Annotated in this window: 15 protein-coding genes; 7 read left to right on the top strand and 8 right to left on the bottom strand. The window is 38.2% G+C overall.

Features of this window, described 5'->3' with window-relative positions:
- Nucleotides 1-78: 78 nt before the first annotated feature.
- From AB1K89_RS12080 to AB1K89_RS12070, 3 genes are all read right to left on the bottom strand, one after another.
- A complete protein-coding gene (locus AB1K89_RS12080; protein WP_413054966.1) occupies nt 79-342 on the bottom strand; it encodes a CPCC family cysteine-rich protein in 264 nt (87 codons plus the stop codon).
- A gap of 57 nt (nt 343-399) precedes the next feature.
- Nucleotides 400-618: a DUF6980 family protein gene (locus AB1K89_RS12075; protein WP_413054965.1), complete on the bottom strand. Its 219-nt coding sequence runs from the start codon at nt 616-618 to the stop codon at nt 400-402.
- A gap of 152 nt (nt 619-770) precedes the next feature.
- Nucleotides 771-959 carry a hypothetical protein gene (locus tag AB1K89_RS12070; RefSeq protein WP_413054964.1) on the bottom strand — a complete coding sequence of 63 codons (189 nt, stop codon included), beginning with the start codon at nt 957-959 and terminating at the stop codon, nt 771-773.
- Nucleotides 960-1,257: 298 nt separating this feature from the next.
- Between AB1K89_RS12070 and AB1K89_RS12065 the strand changes: the two genes are divergently transcribed.
- From AB1K89_RS12065 to AB1K89_RS12055, 3 genes are all read left to right on the top strand, one after another.
- On the top strand, nt 1,258-2,106 hold the full coding sequence (locus AB1K89_RS12065; protein WP_413054963.1) for an STAS domain-containing protein: 849 nt from the start codon (nt 1,258-1,260) through the stop codon (nt 2,104-2,106).
- Nucleotides 2,107-2,483: 377 nt separating this feature from the next.
- Entirely contained in the window at nt 2,484-2,981 is a 498-nt protein-coding gene (locus AB1K89_RS12060; RefSeq protein WP_413054962.1) for a YehS family protein, read from the top strand.
- Between the two features lie 151 nt (nt 2,982-3,132).
- Nucleotides 3,133-3,858, top strand: a complete 726-nt coding sequence (locus AB1K89_RS12055) for a VCBS repeat-containing protein (protein ID WP_413054961.1) — start codon at nt 3,133-3,135, stop codon at nt 3,856-3,858.
- A 367-nt stretch (nt 3,859-4,225) separates the two neighbouring features.
- Here the strand turns inward: AB1K89_RS12055 and AB1K89_RS12050 are convergent, their stop codons facing one another.
- The 4 genes from AB1K89_RS12050 to AB1K89_RS12035 all read right to left on the bottom strand — a co-directional run bounded on the left by AB1K89_RS12050 (nt 4,226) and on the right by AB1K89_RS12035 (nt 11,364).
- Complete coding sequence (locus AB1K89_RS12050) at nt 4,226-4,456, bottom strand: HRDC domain-containing protein (RefSeq protein WP_413055104.1); 231 nt, start codon at nt 4,454-4,456, stop codon at nt 4,226-4,228.
- Between the two features lie 175 nt (nt 4,457-4,631).
- Nucleotides 4,632-6,338, bottom strand: coding sequence for a DrmB family protein (gene drmB, locus AB1K89_RS12045; RefSeq protein ID WP_413054960.1), 1,707 nt, complete (start codon nt 6,336-6,338; stop codon nt 4,632-4,634).
- Nucleotides 6,339-6,340: 2 nt separating this feature from the next.
- Entirely contained in the window at nt 6,341-9,637 is a 3,297-nt protein-coding gene (gene drmA / locus AB1K89_RS12040) for a DISARM system helicase DrmA (protein WP_413054959.1), read from the bottom strand.
- Nucleotides 9,634-11,364 carry a DEAD/DEAH box helicase gene (locus tag AB1K89_RS12035; protein WP_413054958.1) on the bottom strand — a complete coding sequence of 577 codons (1,731 nt, stop codon included), beginning with the start codon at nt 11,362-11,364 and terminating at the stop codon, nt 9,634-9,636. The genes drmA and AB1K89_RS12035 overlap by 4 nt, the downstream gene beginning before the upstream one ends.
- Before the next feature lie 498 nt (nt 11,365-11,862).
- On the opposite strand from AB1K89_RS12035, the gene AB1K89_RS12030 reads away from it, so the two are divergent.
- The 4 genes from AB1K89_RS12030 to AB1K89_RS12015 all read left to right on the top strand — a co-directional run bounded on the left by AB1K89_RS12030 (nt 11,863) and on the right by AB1K89_RS12015 (nt 16,256).
- Nucleotides 11,863-13,758: a hypothetical protein gene (locus AB1K89_RS12030; RefSeq protein WP_413054957.1), complete on the top strand. Its 1,896-nt coding sequence runs from the start codon at nt 11,863-11,865 to the stop codon at nt 13,756-13,758.
- 1 nt (nt 13,759) lies between these two features.
- Nucleotides 13,760-14,614: a hypothetical protein gene (locus AB1K89_RS12025; RefSeq protein WP_413054956.1), complete on the top strand. Its 855-nt coding sequence runs from the start codon at nt 13,760-13,762 to the stop codon at nt 14,612-14,614.
- Nucleotides 14,604-15,365 (top strand): hypothetical protein, encoded by a 762-nt coding sequence (locus AB1K89_RS12020; protein ID WP_413054955.1) that lies wholly within the window; start codon nt 14,604-14,606, stop codon nt 15,363-15,365. The genes AB1K89_RS12025 and AB1K89_RS12020 overlap by 11 nt, the downstream gene beginning before the upstream one ends.
- Nucleotides 15,366-15,506: 141 nt before the next feature.
- Nucleotides 15,507-16,256 (top strand): hypothetical protein, encoded by a 750-nt coding sequence (locus tag AB1K89_RS12015; protein ID WP_413054954.1) that lies wholly within the window; start codon nt 15,507-15,509, stop codon nt 16,254-16,256.
- 341 nt (nt 16,257-16,597) lie between these two features.
- Here the strand turns inward: AB1K89_RS12015 and AB1K89_RS12010 are convergent, their stop codons facing one another.
- On the bottom strand, nt 16,598-18,682 hold the full coding sequence (locus AB1K89_RS12010; RefSeq protein ID WP_413054953.1) for a DEAD/DEAH box helicase: 2,085 nt from the start codon (nt 18,680-18,682) through the stop codon (nt 16,598-16,600).
- Between the last annotated feature and the right edge of the window lie 13 nt (nt 18,683-18,695).

Genomic DNA, 18,695 nt, shown 5'->3' with positions numbered 1-18,695 from the left:
GAAATATTTTACCATCCTTATTGAACGAAAGCACCCGTTACTTGAATAAGAAACATAATCATATACGCAAATCTATAATCATAACGGTTTCCAATACGGGTCTTTAATGTCTTCTTGATTTGGTTTTCTAACAAATTTAATACTGCCTTCATCACAAGCCCCAAATTCAATAAAATATTGTTGTGCTTGTTTTAATGAAACCTCATTTGCACCACCTTCATAATCAGGGTCTTGATATTGAACTCCATCGTCTTCCCAAAAACAAATACTGCAAATATCATATGTTCCTGGTGGTTCTGCTTCTAATGTTTTATACCCACAACAAGGACAAGTATATTTCACGAACTTCACCTCTATTAAAGAACTTCACCCATTAGTGAAAAAACTTTGTTAATCAATTTATAATGTCGAACCACACCATGGACAAAAAGCAATTCCTATACTTGAGGCACCACCATCATGGATTATCAAACCATAGTCATTATCTTTCTCATCGAATATGATTATTTTGTCGGGACATTCAAAGGGATTATTATGTATATCACACATGAAATTAGCATGATAAGTCATATCCTCACAACAATGTTTTTTCAATGAAATCCACCTCTTTATTATCATTGCCTAAATTGATATTGGACATAATCATCTTCAACTAAACTGCCGCGTTAGTTCAATAAGAAATGAGCCCCTAGCAGCTATCCCATCTTCATGTAAAGCACCCGTTCGTTGAGGATGCTAAACTCAATAACGCTAGTGATAGCTATTTTCTTTTAATGCACAATGGAGGAGCTTTCTTTTTCTTCTTCTAATTCTTCTAATACAAAATCGATAAAGCGATCAAGGTAAAGCTGTACGCCTAATTTTGCAATTGCCGAAACGTTCTTCCCATACATTTCTGCTACTAGTTTGAGTTTTTTCATTTCGTATTCATTTAGAGATACAGTGACCTTTGTTTTCATGCATTTGACTCCTTTACTATTTCCACGGATGTTGACAAATTCTATATTGATTATCGACATTAGGAAAACAATATGCAATGGTAATTAAACGCAATTGCGTTTATCCTTCTTCAACAAACCCGCCACATTCCTTAATATTCAATTTCTTTCAGCATGGATTTCTATCTTCCTTCTAAGCATCTAAATGTCGTGAGGTAGCAAACCTTTGTATGATTGAATGTTGGTTTGCAGTAATCTTCTGAATACCTTACACTAAAATGTAAATACAATATGTATATCTATTAAGGGGAATGAGCCAATGATAAATGAAATGGAAGTACTCGGAAAAACTTTATTAGAAGAAAAAACTAATATAGCACGTAAAATCCACGAGATAAGATTAGCAGAGATTCCGGAGGATCAAAGACAATTAATCCCTTCACATATTGAAGAGGAAATATTAAAGATGAGAGCAGACTTTATAAGCCTCTTTGGAGAATTCTTGGCCACACCAGAAAAGAGAGAAACGGCCAATGAGGAAATAGAAAAATGGGCGAAGGAAACTTCAGAGTATATATATAAACTTGGAGTGCCATTAGATGAAGCCTTGAAAGATACAACGCTTTATCGAACCTTTATCAATGAAGCAATTGAAAACACGGTAATACACCAAGATATGTCGGTAAAATCATTGTTAGCAACGTCTAAGATCATAGACCCTTTGCTTGATCATGCTGTTTACTGTTTTAGCTTAACCTTTGTTAACTTCTACACAGTCAGTCTCGATAATGCAAGAAGAGAGTTTATTGAATTATCTGTTCCTATCGTTTCCATTTCCAATGACATCGCCGTACTCCCGCTAATCGGTAATATCGATACTGAACGGGCATTATTGTTGATGGAGAATGCGACGAAAGAAGTAGGGAGATTAAAAATATCTTACTTAGTACTCGACTTGTCCGGGGTAGCGATTGTCGATACAATGGTAGCACATCATATCTTTAATTTGAGCTCTACCCTAAAATTGCTGGGAGTTCAAACGATCATAACAGGTGTGAGGCCTGAAGTTGCCCAGACTGCTGTAAGTCTTGGATTGGACTTTAGTAATATAATGACAAAAGGAACTTTGCAAAAGGCACTAGAAGAACTAAAATTTAATCGTGATTAAAAGTTTAAGTAAATAGTATTTTAAAATGCCGTAAGCCTTGGAAAAATGTTGATGGTTGGACATGATGCGTTAAATGCTTTTATTGTAATGATGAAAAAACTGCATTATAATAAGAATAACAGGCGTATACTAAAAAGAACCGCCCAATGCGGCAAACATTAGGCGGTCTGTAATAAGTAATAGCAGGTTCCCTACAAGGGGAATCAGCTCGGGTATTAAAATAATCCATCCACTATGAGCTACCCACTCAAGGATGGATTATTTTTTATGGTTAATGGCCGACCACCCTTGAGTCACCTATTAGGAACACACAAAAAGGGTAATAATAAGGATGAAGTCGTATTGTACTAACAGCACTATATACAGGAGGTCTACAAATGAATAATAATGATAGATTAATTCGATTACGGTATGCTTTAGATCTTAGTAATACAGAGATGGTAGACATTTTCAAACTCGGCGGCGTCGAAGTGACAAAAGAAGAAGTATTACAGTTACTTACAAAATCAAATGATGATGAAACGGAAAATGAAGTCCAAATGAAGTGTACGAATCAAATGTTGGATTCATTTTTAAATGGCCTTATTATCTATAAACGAGGAAAACAGGATCCAAAACCAGGACAACCTCAAGCTCCAGCAGGATCTGTCATGACGAATGAAAATGTTAATAATATCCTACTAAAGAAAGTGAAAATAGCACTCGCGTTAACAGGTGAGGATGTGCTTGAAATCTTAGAAGATGCAGGAATCACAATATCAAAAGGCGAACTAAGCGCTGTATTGAGAAAAGAAGGGCACAAGAATTATAAACCGTGCTTGGATCGATACGCTAGGAACTTCTTAAAAGGATTAGCTTTAAAATATAGGGCCTAATGTAAGGTGCCTGGTACTGATGCAATTCCAATTGCGTTCGTACCAGGCACTTTTTTAATTCAACAACTTGCTCCCATTACTACTAGTAGCATTCAGTCCATTAACCCATAGGATAGATGATAACTAGAGTCTTTATGAAAAGGGGCGTATTATGAATAATTCACGTGTTTCAGCTGAAATGGGTCAACCACGTATTGTTGCATTTGTTAGTGGAGATGTAACGGGTGATAACGTGATTGATCAAGTCTATCTCACTGGCACAAAAACGTCGGATAGTCCATACATCCAAAATATAACGCTTCTCGTCAGGGACGGTAGAACAGGAATAACGGCAAGTATTCCACTTCATAACAATGAGGGCTATAATCCGACATTGTTCTTGGGCGATTTTACAGGGAATGGCGTAGATGAGATATTAATTGGCATGGCTACAGGTGGCAGTGGTGGGATTATAAATTATTACATTGTTTCCTTTGCCGGAAATAGAGCAAGACTACTGTTTGACTCTGATGTTTATAATAATCAATTCCAATACGACGTCACGTATCTAGACAATTATAAGGTTGAAGTGGTCAGCAGACCGAATAATGAGAGGTATATTATCGATATATCTCTTAGAGGTCCGGATTATTTAAATGAAATATATGATAGCAATGGCAAGCTGAAAAGCCCAATCACCGGTTTTGTGGATCCGTTAAGCGGCTTATATCCGGTCGATTTTGATGCCAATGGAGTCTACGAGCTGTTAGCTTATCAAAAGATATCCGGAAGATATCATGCGGACAGCTTAGGTTATATACTGAATACATTACGTTGGAAAAACAATGGATTTGTATTGCAGGAACAGTATTTAGCTATATACGGCGCACAGGTGTAGTGTTTGCAAGTTGCAAATTAAACAAACAGCAAAGCCCCTTCAAAGCCTTTTTACGGCTTGAAGGGGTTCATTATTTACTTCAAATACAAGGCTGTACAGTGAGGTCTGAGTAATCCCTTCGCCTATCCGCCCCATCTTCATCCACTGCATGCAGCTTCAACGCCAATATAAACACGCCTTTTTAAAATAAAGGTGCCAGGCACCTACTTTTCAAATAGCAGAAACGGCATGCAAATCAATGCAACTATCGCGATGAATACCCCTATTCCAAAAGGGTAGCCATGAGAATAGTTGTAAATATTATACCCAACACTTAGCAAGAGAATAAAAGCAGTAATGACAAAATAATATCTTCGTTCTTTATTATTCACCTATAAGTACTCACCCTGACCATCCCCACCAATTCCTCACCAAACTCATTTATCTTCTTATCACCCAATCCATGGATCTGCCTTAACTCGTCCATTGTTTTAGGCCTTTTTTCAAGCAAATCGTCCAACGTTTTGTTCGTAAAGATATGGAATGCCTTTCGATTGCTGCTATCCGCAAGTTGTTTTCGAAACTCTTTCAGCGCTGCTTCAAGCTCATCATCCGAAATCTCCGCAGCAAGTGTTTCACCAGCGGGGCTTTCCTGAATTGCCTAATCGCTGCGAAATAATCACGTCTAAAACTATTTTCGTCCTCCGCAAATGAAAAATGACCCCTTTTAATCCGAATGAATTTGAAAGGGGTCTTGGTTATTTAATTACTATCAGACCTAGTACATCACTTGCTCATGCAAACAATTCATCAAAATAACCCGTCTCTTCATGCGGATTAATCGTTCTTAATAAACGACGATCTAGCAACACATTTCCCCATTCACACGAAACTTCGGACAAATAACTACATGAATGACAAGCAGCTCCGTTGGCAGTTGAATGTAGGCCGTGCTCCACATCCGAACAGAGTGGGTCTGCCGAACAATAAACGATACGTTCAAGCGCATCTAACAGAATTGCTTTTAACTTATCAGGTGTAGCAAGGTTGATTAAACCGCCTAAACTTCCTTCTGCATCACCCGAAGAAGTATAGATTAATACCCCATACATTCCATCCCCGCAATACATTCTTTCCTGTAAAGAAGTCGTCGGATATCCGGAATGTGCGCTAAACTCTTCAATCATTGCATGACTGAATGTATGAATCATCATATGACGAAGTGAATAGTCCATTACTTTTTGCCCTTCTTCTTCCCTAGTTTCGTTAAATCTCTTAATTGGGCCATTATAGACTTCTTCCAAGTCACTTTCCCATTGCTGCAAAGCTTGCTCATTAAACTTAAAGAAGATGCCTTCACCAATATTTTTTATGCCTGGCAACCAATTAACGTTTGTGTTACTTGTAACAGGAAGTAATTTCTCCCGCTCTTGAACTTCAAAGCGGTCCGAATAATCCATTCGTGTAAAGCCTTGTAATACTTTTATCTCCGGCATAGAATCGACTTTTGTAATAGTTGAAAACAAACCTTTTATTGATTCATGTATTAGCATTTCAGTTGCCTTATAGCCAGTACCATGTAAATCATCTCTTGTACCACTTTCCAACGTTCGCCATTCTTGTTTTCGAATTGATTCATAAGAAATCTGCTCAGGTTCATCATTTAATAACGCTAACGCATAGTCAATTTCATTTTTCTTCATCTGACCAAACATTTTAAGATAGAATCTTTTTTCTTCTTCTGTTTTCATTCTAGTAAAATCTTCTCTGCGCTCACGAATAAAACTTTCAATCCTGGAAAAGCCTATTTCGGTTAAAGGGATTTTTAGAAAGGTAACAATTGATGGAGAGTATAGGTATGACGCACCTCTTAAATGAGTTTCAACTGGATTTGTACATTCTACTTTATCTAAAAGCCAAGGACGATTGCCACTGCATTGAGACATATACTTTTTCATCTCATCTTTTTGCATAATCATTCCGAGAGGCTCTTCCTTTTTACACTTAACACATTCAACTACTAGATCTGACAGTGAGCCTGAATTTCCACGACGGGTTAATTTCAATAATGGTGTTGAATGTGAACAAGATTCTCCTTTATGAACGACTTCGTTATAAGGGAAATCTTTAATATGACCAGCTTCACACGCCACTACAAACCGACTCGGATACAAATCAATTTCTTTCCCACTATCCTTTTTACAATAATAACAGTGTGTTTGATTCCATTCAGTCATCATTCCACAACTCGGGCAAATCTGCCATTTTGGGAAACGAACTGCCTTTACCCTAAGTGATTCAGATTCCTCGCTTATTAATTTCACATGATCTATTTTTAAAACATTCGTAATTCGCTTATCCACTTCATGAATCGCATCATATAGGTTCCATTTATCAACTGCCAAAGGCATTACAGTACCTTCTTTTAAATCGGCAATTGAACCCGGCCCATAATGATAAATTAATTGACTTGAACGGATTGTTCCAAACGATGTTGTCATGCTTATGACCTCCATTCCTCTACTTCGATTGACCCTTCAACGTTACGTAATGAGTTCATAGCAGGTCTTGCATCTCTACTTTTCGCCTTCTTCGAAAAATCTTTTAGTAGGTGCGCACGCGTATAGCGGGATTCTCGGTATGAAAAATTTTCTGGGTAAGCTTGCGCCATCGATTCCCACCACGACAAGATTTCATCTACTAATCCTGCAATTTCAGCCGTATCTATTCCAGTCTTTTTCACTCGTCCGATAAACAATTGAACGAGTTCCTCTATATTTTCATCGTTAACAAATGCATTTGCTGATTGCTCCCGACTAATCTCCTTGATCATTTGACGTAGCCAGCCAATGAATGCCCCCGTTAATCCTTTGTGAAGTGCGCCTGTAGAAAATGGTGTGACACTCATCGGTTCGACGTGGCGATACAACGCCTGATGATAAGGAACAAATCGTTCAAAGTGGGATAAGTCACGTGACCTTAGTGAATTATACACTGTCAAAACCAGCCCCGGATCTCGTCTTCCCACTCGGCTCGATGCTTGAATATATTCCGCAGTGGTTTTAGGTTGTCCATGTACCACCATCGCACCTAACCGGTTAATATCTACGCCCACTGAAATCATATTCGTTGCTAGAACTGCATCCAGCGTCCCTTCCTCTTCAACCGTGATTTCCATCTGTGACAATAAATCTGGAATCTCTTTCGAAGCTTTACGACTTGTCATTTCCTCAATTTCCAGATAAGGATTATAAGATTTTTTCGAGTCTAACATATTCAATCGTGTCGGAATCTCATCTTTGAAAGCTGTAGTCATTCCGGCAAGTTCTTTCACAGTGTTGAAATAGCCGAGTAAAGTCCAATAAGGATCGATTTTTGACCTATCCATTTTTCTTGTGATATCAACGAGTGCCGCATATGTTTGGATCGCTTGAATCTTTGCACTAACTCCAGGTGAACAAATACCCATATACAAACGGCCGGGCGACTCACTAACCGGAACCGTTTTAGATACAAAGTTATCATCTATCGACGTTACAGAAAGCGGGAATTGACTTAATTTACGACCATATAACGCCTTAACTTGTTCATCTGCCCCCCGAATTGTTGCAGTAGACGCGATAATTTTCGGACCGCGCCCATTTTGTTTACAAAGCAAATCTACTGTCACTTCATAAAGTCCCGTTAAAGATCCTAAAGGACCGGATATTAAATGCAATTCATCTTGAATTATTAATTCCGGTGGCTTTAAATGATTAATTGTACGATAACCTCTTTTCGTACCCTTTTCTTCATAATGAAAATAATGATCCTTTTGTATATTTTTATGGCCAAATAACTCAAACATATCTGCACGCCATGGAAGTTGAGCAATCTTATCTACCGTCCCAATTAAAATCGTCGGCACATGCTGATAAATCGCATCATCAACTGTATAAACTGGTATAGGTTCATGATGAAATTCACAAGACACATTATGACAATGAATGGTTTGATCGTCGTTTGTAATTGTATAATCTGAAGGCAATAACGTTTCTCCGCACCATGGGCAGTGCGTTAACTGCATCGGATTGCTTTCTTTAACTTCTTCTCCCTTTTCAAGCTTTTCAAGTATTTTTTTCGCATCCACTAATTTATTTGGTGATGAATTGTCCCCAACCCATAGACCAATGCTAAACGGAACTGTACCATAACGATAGGTTTGCTCTTTTCGAATATATTCAGCCGCACAGATTAAAGCAGTTGCACGTTGAAATTGTTGAATCGTCAATAAGCGAAGTGTATAACGCATAAATACTGTTACACCTGCATACGTTTCTGGACAATCGATCTCTGAAATCAATCGCCTATATGCAATTAAATAAGCCGCAACGCCTAAGTAAGCTTCTGTTTTTCCTCCACCCGTTGGAAACCAAATTAAGTCGACCACTTCACGATCCTCATGTTCTGGAGAAGATACACCTTCAATATTCATTAATAAAAACATGAATTGAAAAATTCTCCATTTCCCTGTATATTGCGGGTTTACGCGTTTAGATAGCACTCGGTAATCATGCGCTACTTTTGATTGTGCTTGTTGAATCATCATACTCCGATTCGCAAATCGGAAGGCTTCTAATTTATCTTCACAAGAAGAAATGGCTGCTATTCCATCTTCAATTCGAGATATAATACTTTCTACTTGGCCGGCAATCTTATTTGCTTCTACTTGTAATCGCGGTTCTAAGGACGCAATCACTTCACGTTGACCATCCAACCAAGATTTATAAAGCTCTGGAATTATTGACATTGACACTTTCAATTCATCTACCGGCATTTCAGATAATCGTTTCATCCCTAATTCAACTTCTTCGAAATTAGCATGTTCAATCACTGGTAATTCATAAAAAGGCAACCAAACCGTTTTAATTGAATACACACCCTGTTTTTGTTCCCACATCACTCCTACACCATGACCAATCGCGATCTCTTCTCGGTCCCGGTAAAGCAGTTCATCCCGAACCCTTAAAGGGTCAGTTTTTGAATGGAATGCTGCAATATGTTCATTAGGAACCTCTACCGTGAGCTTCGTTTGAAACATCACTTCATTTTGTTTCGGATACTGGTTATTACGCTTATACCGATTCGTCAAAAAAAGACTAACATTAAAAAATCCATTTCTTTCAATGATACGATACGAAACAGATGCCGGCGTTCCATCCAATTGAGTTGGCAGCGTGACCTTGTCATCCTTATCAATTTTCAATGTCCATGTTTCTTCGAATGGTACTCTCTTATGCACTTCGCCTTCGTACATTGCCCAGTTTGCCTTAACGGTTAATGTCGTAGGTTCCTTCACTTTAAAACTTAAGCCCATTGACGAAGGACGAAATAATTTACGGTCCCCAATATATTCATCTAATTCCTCGTCTGTCGCTTCCACATTTGTTGCTACATCCATTTCCTCTTCTTTGACAACTTCACTTCCTGAACCTAAAGGAACCAACTTTCCGGATAAATAAAGGGCAGTTGGTTGTTTACGGCTTCCAAGCACTTCCTCTTCTTCAAACGGACCAACCAAATATCGATTTAATGATTCCACCACTTGCTTACGCGTTTCTGGATGATTTTCCTGATCAGTTGCATTCTCCTGAACGAGTGAAACTTTCTCATCTACAATCTCAAATAGATGATCATTTTCATTAACAATTCGTTTTAATTTGGCAGTTGTCCATTTTGAGTTAATTTTACGAACATCGTTAATATGTAAATTATTATTTGCTTTTAAAAAGTCTTGTAACTCCTTTGTAAGTACACTCATGAAATCACCTCATATTCTTTTTCAATATTCCATTCATCTGTAAACCTCGCAAACGCAAGTGGCTTGCCGTGTACAATAATATTTTGAGAGAAATCCACAATCTTACAACTCTCTGTCCCGCCAAACTTCGGACCTCGTAAACCTCTCCCTACCATCTGTTCATATAAAATACTGCTTGAAGTTGGACGCAAAATAAACAAATGATCTGTAATGGGTGCGTCAAATCCTGTTGTTAAAACCCCGTAGTTAAATAAAAACTCGATTTCTCCCTTTTTAAAGGCATCGATATACGAACGCCTTAATGCCTTCGGCGTATTCGCAGATATCGACACAGCTTTTCTTCCCACTACATTCATAAACATTGCTAACATTTCCGCATGATCCACTGTACACGCGTAAACCAAAACTGATGCCCCTTTCGGAACCGCTCTTAAAGAATCTAAAATCCATTCATTACGTGCAGTATCATTCGCTAACGTTTGTAAAAATTCGCTAGTGAACTCCTGCTCGCCATCCAAATCTTCTTCATCGACAATAATTTCTTCCTCATTTTGCATTAAAATATATTCAGGTATGGCCAAATATTTTTCATCTCTAAAATATTGCAATGGATTCTCACTATAAATCACATCATCTTTAAAGGTTGGATGAATTAGATTCGCTTGAAACTCGCTTACTAATTCCATCGTTTCTGCGTTACTTCTACCGGGGGTCGCCGTTAATCCACAAATCGGAAACAAACTCTCACCAACCAGTTCACGGGCTTTTGCAAATAATATTTGGTAACTTTTCGCTGTGGCATGGTGTGCTTCATCAATAATCATCGCCCCAGTACCTTGGAGCATTTCAATTAATGCTTCGTCATTCGACATAATACGTGCACGAAGCTGTTGAATGCTAGCAACGACAACACCACCGACCAAATCATCACTTTGCTTGAACTTATGGCCGCCAAAATATCTATAAACCCTTAATGATTCCGGGAACTCTTTGTCTTGCCACATATCGACAATACACTCTATCGCTTGTTCACATAACTCCTCACTTTGAGCAATCCAAAACAAATACTTTCCATTCGAAAATCGTGGTTGCATCCATTCAATAAAACTTTCAACCGCAACACGTGTTTTACCAGCTCCCGTTGGCAACGAAACAATACACCTAGCATCTGTGTTATCACGATTTAATACGGTTAACATTTCATTTTTAATTCCCACCTGAAATTCAGCGAGTGGCGGCACTTGCTTTCTCGGTTCAATATCCATAATTGAATCTGCTTTATGGTCTTTAATTGATGCTATCCCTGCAAAAATAATTGGGATATTAAATGCCGCAATAAATTGGCGGGCCCACCTCCCGCCTTTTACCCATCTTTTTTCTGAAAGCGGTCTAATCATATAAGAAGGTGAAGTAATTTTTTTACCGGACACTGGATTGTTGTTATACAAATCTATTAATTTGTTTTCCGGCAATGTTCTCAACATATGGCGACGAATTTCCCGAATAGCTTCTGAACTCCCTGCAAAAAATTCTGGTCCTTTTGCCATTAGCATAATTTTTAGTAGATCTTCATCAGTTGCCTTTCTTCCTTCTACTTCATTAATAAAATCTGCAATTTTGTGATGTTTTTCCTCGCCTATTAAATCCTTTATTAATCGCGCTGGTAATTCTATACGCTTTAAAAGCAAGTGAATTGTTGCTCTAATATCACTGTCTGATAAAAACATTTTTACCGCTCCTTCACTGTATTTTTCATTGCCAAGTCTATTTAGTCACCGAATTTATAAGGTTTATTTTTCTCTTCATCATTTTTCTTAAAAATGAATTACATCTCATCATACTTTTCTCACCTTTAATTATATAAAAGTACATGCAACAATATTACCATATAACCTTTAATTCTAATACGGCGTTTAGCATTTTCCGGATGTAATCAGACTTTGAAAATCCAGATTTCAATTGTTATATCGATAACTATTTCATTTTCGAGGAATAGTAGATACGTTAGAGGATTTTACTACTAATTGAACAGGACGAAAAACACACCCTTTTCCTTTATTTTGGTTGAGGGCGTATTTATACCGTTAGGGTCTCATGGGTTAACTTACCTAAAACAATACTACGAGATACATTGATCCGCTGCACCTTTTCCCCTATACTTTAATACAATGTCTTAGATCCAAGACATTAGCTATTAAAATAAGAAAACCCATGTGAGGTGCAGTATGTCCTATTGGCAGTTCTCCCCGATTCCTAATATAGAAGAATCCAATTTCAATAAAATCCTTGAACGTTTTTATAACTTGAAAGTCGCTGGGCTCATCCGTGAAAACATCCAGAACTCGTTGGATGGAAGGTTGCTTGGCTATGAAGGTCCGGTAAAGTTCACGATAACAACTGGCACGATTAAAAAGAAAGACGTCCCAGGCATTGAGGAAGTAATCGAGCGCATCCATTGCTTGAAAGGACGCAACAGTTATACAAAAGAAGCCATAGAACATATGGTGAAAACGTCTGAGGAAGAAGAGGTCCACTATATCTCTTTCGAAGACTCTAATACGAGAGGCTTGAGTGGAGCTAAAAATGGCCAGAGTCATTCGCCGAAAGACACGTGGGCGATTTACGCCTATAACAAAGGTGTCCATTCAGAGGAAGAGGATGCAGCTGTCGAAACGTCTCGCGGCGGATCTCATGGAGTTGGTAAAATTGCTTCCAACGCTGCTTCCGATTTAAATGTCATGTATTTCGCAAACTGCGATGCCAACGGAGATCAGCATTTAGGCGGTACCGTCCAGCTAATTGAACATAACTATAACGATCAAAGTTACCGTTCCACAGGCTACTTCGCAGATATTAAATACCTAGATTCCAATAAAACAAAGTTCTATCCTTTCGAGAACACCTTCCATGAAGTGTTCGAAAAGAAAACACGTGGATTAAAAATCATTATCCCGTTTTTACGCAAAGAATATAGCGATGAAACGGAAATCATTCGCAGCGTGTGCGACAGCTTCTTCGTTTCGATTCTACTGAATAAATTAGAAGTCGACGTCAATGGCAGAATGATTAACGCCGACAACATTCAGGACTATGTGAAAAACCCGGATTACTACAACCAAAATATCGCGGACATGAAGCATGTATTCACCCCTCTTTATGTGAGCACTTATTTGGAACAGCCTGCCCGCACGATTCAAGTATCCGACGGCAAAGACGATTACGAATTCAATCTGTATTTCAGGTATGACGAAGAAATACCAAAAGGCCGAGTCGCCATTGTTAGAACAATTGGCATGAAGATCGAAGATAAAAAAGTGAAGAACAAAGCGAACCAACCTTTTAACGCTGTTTTAATCGGCGGAATGAAAGAAGATGCGTATTTAAAGTCATTAGAAAACGAGTCGCATACCGAGCTCACACATGATCACATCAAAGATCCCGTGCTTCAGAAACGAGCGAAGCGATTCATTAACAACTTGTCAAAAGCGATGACTGCTGTCATTGACGAAGCGGTGAAAGAACATAACCCAACTGATGGCAAAATGGATACAAAAGACTTGCTGTACGTTTCTGAAATTCAATTTAAGCAAGAATTATCGAAAGCGATGGGCGCAGTTGTCATCGATAAGAAGAAACCGGTTGTCAAAATGGATGATGATCTACCATCTCGTCAAGATAAAAAGAAACCTGGCGGCCGCAAAAAACTGACACCGCCAATGATCAAACCCGTGAAAAGGGATAGATCTGCGGATGATAGCGATTCAACCGATGACAAGCCAGTTAGTATTTTTAACGTCCATCCGAACACTGTAGAGCGTTTGCTTATGGGGAATAAAGAAATTGTACGATTCAACCTTTCTAGCAATGAGGAAGTTAAAAAAGCTGCTACATGCAACGTCAGCATTTCCATTATTGACGGCATGGGCCAAGAATACAGAAGCGCATTCAAACTGAAAGATAATTTCAGTAAAGTCATCGATAAATCGACAGGCTCAACATGCTCACTCAACAACAATAAAATAAATCACGTGACGATCAAGCAAGGGTTAGCTGAATTGACTTTCGATCTGAAAAACAACTACAACCGCGCATTGAAATTCGTCTATTATATAGAGGTGTAAAATGATTTACAAAAAGGATGCCAATTTCCCTTACCCAGTGCTCACGAATACATCGAACAGTTATGAGAGCGGCGGATTTACGTTGAACGTTGATCTGAAAGAGAATACAGATACGTATCGATTCGATATCGAATACGAAGTAGAATCAGATTTTCTAAAACAGCTTCTCGCTCGAAAGCAGGCTCAGCTTTTCTTAATCATCCAGTCGAAGGATAATAAGTTCTTCAAACTGCAGCCAGATGAACGTGCTATCGAAATTGCGAAATCACGTTTATCCATCAACACACGAACATCTATTCAAATGAGCATTCAAGCGATGACTGACATTTCATTCCGTGACAATGAAGACGTAAACGACTTCTATCGAGAATTCAAAGATGACATCGTCGTTCCAAAACATGCGCTTCTCGGCTTTTCGAATACCGTCATTTTCGAAGGCAGCTCTACAAAACCGTTCGATCTATTTGAACGGAAGATTGACCCTGCATTAAAATCTGACATTAAAGTGGAACTCGGCAGTGAAACGATTGTCATTCATTACAAAAATGAAGATCTGCAATTCGCTGGCATGCCGATGAGCGGTACGTTAAATAACCCGTACATCTATATGGGACTTCAGAAAGCATTGCACCGTTTCGCGACCAATCCTGAATATGGAGAAGACGGCCATGTCTACCTAGACGAGGTTGAATTGCCGACGGACCAGCTGGATGCCAAGCTGTATCGACTCATGAAAGCGAAAATGGTATACGAACTAGATGTCGATTCGCTTGACGAAGTGATCTACAAAATTTCCGACCGCGTCATTGAAAAATACGCGACAGCTGTGAAAGGATTGGAAGCAAGTGGAGATTAAACTGCTAAGCAAAGGCTACAAGAAAAACGAACAGTTTTACAATGACTTCTTGAACGACACAATCGAAAACAACGATGACTACTTTACCGATGAAACCGTCTATATAAAAGATGCGCCTGACTTCCCCATCTACATAGCATCTAGGAGCGATGGAATTAGGAAGCGCTCATTCTTAGAAGCATTTGAAACAGTCGGGAATCACTATCTATCGAGCAATCGTGAGCTACACTTTGACGAGCAATTTTGGCACTCATTGCTCGTCTTAAAGAAAAGGGATTTCCTGCTTAGAGAATACCCGGAGATTACAGAAAGCATTTCTAACTTCAACAATATTGTGTTGAAGAACTTTGACTGGCAAAACTACATTTACAAGATTGTAATTGGAGCAGAATATATAACCGATCTAGTCGATGACGAAGCAACCCGCAAACACTATTACGAGGTCATCGTCGACAACTTGGACCTCTATAACTATATGATCAAATATGAAGTCTTCCGAAACAAAGAATTTGTCTTTAATATCTTGTCGATTGTTGATGAATTAGAATTATCCAGTGTATTGAAGAAGAAAATAACTTGGCGCGATGACTTAGGTGATGATCCACGGGTGGGACGACAAGTCCTTCTGGAGTTTAATAAAGCCTATCCTGTCGTGATGTCTCCTATGTTGGAGAAAGAGGAGCTTAAGGAGATCTTTATGGAGTATCTTGGGTATTATGTGGATGTTGAGGAGCTCGGAGTGTTGGTTTGAGGGTAATAGCGGCAAAACTGGCGCTATTACTATGGTAAAGAGAGCATGTGTTACATGCTCTCTTTTGATGTTTCTTCATAATAAATCATAGTTATAGGACAACTTACATATCCCATATACATGCTACAAGGAGGTATGTATATGAAAGTGAGGGCTGAGACTTACCCGGGGCCTGACATTATCATGATTCCGCTTCGAAAGATTAAAACGTTGTTTGAACCACATGTTACAGAGGTTTTTTATAAACGGATGAAAAACAACCTTTACTTCCTCGACTATTTTGATTTAATTCTCCCTGTTGAAAAATATCCCCATAAAGACGAATATGTTTTAGTTGGCAGATATGACGTTTACTCATTCATCGCCAACAAAGATCCTCTTAAGTCCGTGCCTTGTATAGTTGAAACGTTTACAGGAAGAGAGGGCCAATATCTCAAGATCCTTCGTAGACTTCAAAATAAAGGCGACTCTAATTCCACTAGCAAAGAGCGTGTTTTAAGCAAGCCACAAATCAGGAACCTATCATTACCACGAATCGAAAATATGACTGGATTAACCAAAAAGGAGTTAAGTGGTTACAAATACAATCAAGAAGTTCCCAAAAAGTATATAAACTTAAACACCACAGTAAATACTTTAAACTGGATTAGCAGCCTAATTGTTAATGATGATGTGAAGGCATTTTTGTACAAACGGGCAGGTCTTCCACAAGGTAATAATAAAAGACTGACTGATGAAAAGCGAAAACTCCTACAAGTCTTTTTCAAAAAGGTGAAACGATTTGAACAGCTATCTAGTTCAGCACAAATTAAAGTATTACGTGACACTTTAAAATTCAAAGATGAATTTATACACTATATGCAAATACGAATTGATAGTTTGTTAAATTGAATATCTTGGTTTCCCATTAACAAGTAATAAAATAATCCATCCTATTGAGCTCCCACTCAAAGGATGGATCATTTGTGTTTAAGCATTAGAACTTAAACCAAATATGTTCCGCCAAATCTTTCAACGCTTTTGCCCTTCTCTCGATCTCTCGTTTATTCCATGCTCCACTCACAGGGTCATAATTAAACGCTTTGATCGCCTTGTCGAGTTTAGTGTTTTTCGTTCCTGTGTTTACACTTTCAATGATGGTTTTTGTAAGCAGTGTTTGATTATTATATACAGTTATAAAATCTATTGTGATTGTCATTTTAACGCTAGACAATCAGGAACTGGTTGATAACTTAAGCCAATACAATTTGTCTAAAAGCATTCCTATTTAAATATTCCAATGTTGATACAAGATCTATTTCATGAGCCATATGAATCTTATCCTGCAAGCTCTTTGGTAAATAAAATGAGTACTTTGAGGAATAATATTCATTTTCTTTGGTATGTGGCAATAAATCTTCCGGTTGCCAGTCTTTTTGCTGAATTTTGCTTAAAATAGTATTGATTTCAGGAGTTCCCTTAATTCTAATTCTCCCAATACCATCTATTCCTATTACATTTACACCAAATGCTCTTAACATCCAACCAAGAGTTTGAGCTATTGTTGTGCCAGTAAAGGTCTCTATCAACATCTCTTCTTTATCTATCCAAACTGGCCTCTGATTCGACAAAAATCCATAATGCTGGTACTTAGCACGCATGCTATTGAGCGTATTTGTAGCTTCCTCGTTCGTATATGAGAACTCTCTATCAGAAATAGCAATCTCCCACATTTTTTCTCCGATTTTTTTGTGCAGCTTCCCTCCACTACCTACATACAGGGGAGGTTTTCCGTTCACTGCGCTAGTTACATATACTTTATTTTTATCTGCATCGACATTTAATATGGTCCACAATTTACCTGCTAGTATAATATTGTCTCCAGCACTTATGAAGGGTGATTTGTCCAGTTTACCTATCCTTCTAATCCCGGATAAGACTTCATATTCTTCAGGTGTTATGAAAACCGAGTAAAATTCCTTACTCCTTAATATCCGTTCTCCTTCAATCCCAACGATTAGTTCATCCTTTCCTCGAACAACTTCTAAGTAATCTCGCTCAATCATATGGCTGATCAATGCTTGGAGACTCACACTATCTAGGGTATATAAGATGTGATTTAATCCAATTATATCCAGTAGTTCTCTATTACTTACACCATTTGTCTCTTGGCAAATAGAGATAATTTGATGGAATGCAATGTCTATCGGAAATGGGTAATTAGCAGAGGGCTCTATCCATTTCTCAAGTACCAACTCCATAACGGCTAAGGACTGTAAAAGGCTGTCTTCCTTGGTGCTATATAGCTGTAGCATTTGGTTTGCATCTTTCTTTCTACCAGACCGGCCTAGCCTTTGCTTTAAAGAAGATACAGTAAACGTGCTATCCAATTGAATAACAACGTCGATATCCCCTATATCAATTCCTAATTCCAATGAACTTGTGGCTACCACGCTTTTAGGTAGTTTAGATTCCATAATTGTTTTCTCTACAAATTCTCTTTCCTTTTTATCTATCGAAGAATGATGCGCGTAATATGTTTCCCCCATTTTCTCTCTTTCGGCTAGCCGATTTAAAAACACTGTAGTCTCTTCAACGTTACCTCTGCTATTACAAAAAATGATTGCTTTCTGATCCCTAGTCAATTCGCGTATATCCTCAAATAATTCAACCGGAATTCTTTTATCCTCGTCCGTAGGTATGTGCATCAGGTGATATAGTAATTTCTTATCACTATCTAAAGCCTCAATGATCTCTACGGTTTTAGGATTGCTAAAATTAATCCATCGTTTCACGAGTTCAAAATTGTCGATAGTAGCTGATAATCCTATAATTCTAGGTGGATTTAGTGTGTAACTTTGAATCCGAGATAATAAGGAGCGGAGATGTACACCTCTCTCACTCCCAATGAAAGAATGAATTTCATCAATAACAATAAACTCTAAGTGTTGGAAAATTTGTAGCAGCTGTCCTGTTCTATTTATAAATAAACTTTCAATCGATTCTGGTGTAATTTGAAGGATTCCAGCTGGTTGATTAATAATTTTTTTCTTTTGACTTTGATTAATGTCACCATGCCAGCGATGAATTGGGATATCTGTATACTCACAAAGTTTTTCAATTCTCCCAAATTGATTATTAATTAGTGCTTTAAGTGGCGATACGTATAGTACTTTTAATGTTGAGGCCGCCTTCTTCTCAATTAGAGAAATGATTGGCAAAAAGGCTGCCTCGGTTTTCCCGGATGCCGTCCCTGATGATATAACCACATCTTTATTTGTATTTAGGATTATAGGTATGGTTTTATCTTGAATCTGGGTGAAACTATTCCATTTCATATCCCAAATCTTT

The organism is Sporosarcina pasadenensis, from assembly GCF_047228845.1.
GTDB lineage: Bacteria > Bacillota > Bacilli > Bacillales_A > Planococcaceae > Sporosarcina.
This window is presented reverse-complemented; position numbering and strand designations above follow the sequence as displayed.

What these genes read in the sequence shown, in the direction of transcription:
- AB1K89_RS12010 (WP_413054953.1), bottom strand. Translation starts at nt 18,682, where the DNA reads ATGAAATGGAATAGTTTCACCCAGATTCAAGATAAAACCATACCTATA.
- AB1K89_RS12070 (WP_413054964.1), bottom strand. Translation starts at nt 959, where the DNA reads ATGAAAACAAAGGTCACTGTATCTCTAAATGAATACGAAATGAAAAAA.
- AB1K89_RS12030 (WP_413054957.1), top strand. Translation starts at nt 11,863, where the DNA reads ATGTCCTATTGGCAGTTCTCCCCGATTCCTAATATAGAAGAATCCAAT.
- AB1K89_RS12015 (WP_413054954.1), top strand. Translation starts at nt 15,507, where the DNA reads ATGAAAGTGAGGGCTGAGACTTACCCGGGGCCTGACATTATCATGATT.
- AB1K89_RS12025 (WP_413054956.1), top strand. Translation starts at nt 13,760, where the DNA reads ATGATTTACAAAAAGGATGCCAATTTCCCTTACCCAGTGCTCACGAAT.
- AB1K89_RS12035 (WP_413054958.1), bottom strand. Translation starts at nt 11,364, where the DNA reads ATGTTTTTATCAGACAGTGATATTAGAGCAACAATTCACTTGCTTTTA.
- drmB (WP_413054960.1), bottom strand. Translation starts at nt 6,338, where the DNA reads ATGACAACATCGTTTGGAACAATCCGTTCAAGTCAATTAATTTATCAT.
- AB1K89_RS12055 (WP_413054961.1), top strand. Translation starts at nt 3,133, where the DNA reads ATGAATAATTCACGTGTTTCAGCTGAAATGGGTCAACCACGTATTGTT.
- AB1K89_RS12065 (WP_413054963.1), top strand. Translation starts at nt 1,258, where the DNA reads ATGATAAATGAAATGGAAGTACTCGGAAAAACTTTATTAGAAGAAAAA.
- drmA (WP_413054959.1), bottom strand. Translation starts at nt 9,637, where the DNA reads ATGAGTGTACTTACAAAGGAGTTACAAGACTTTTTAAAAGCAAATAAT.
- AB1K89_RS12075 (WP_413054965.1), bottom strand. Translation starts at nt 618, where the DNA reads ATGATAATAAAGAGGTGGATTTCATTGAAAAAACATTGTTGTGAGGAT.
- AB1K89_RS12060 (WP_413054962.1), top strand. Translation starts at nt 2,484, where the DNA reads ATGAATAATAATGATAGATTAATTCGATTACGGTATGCTTTAGATCTT.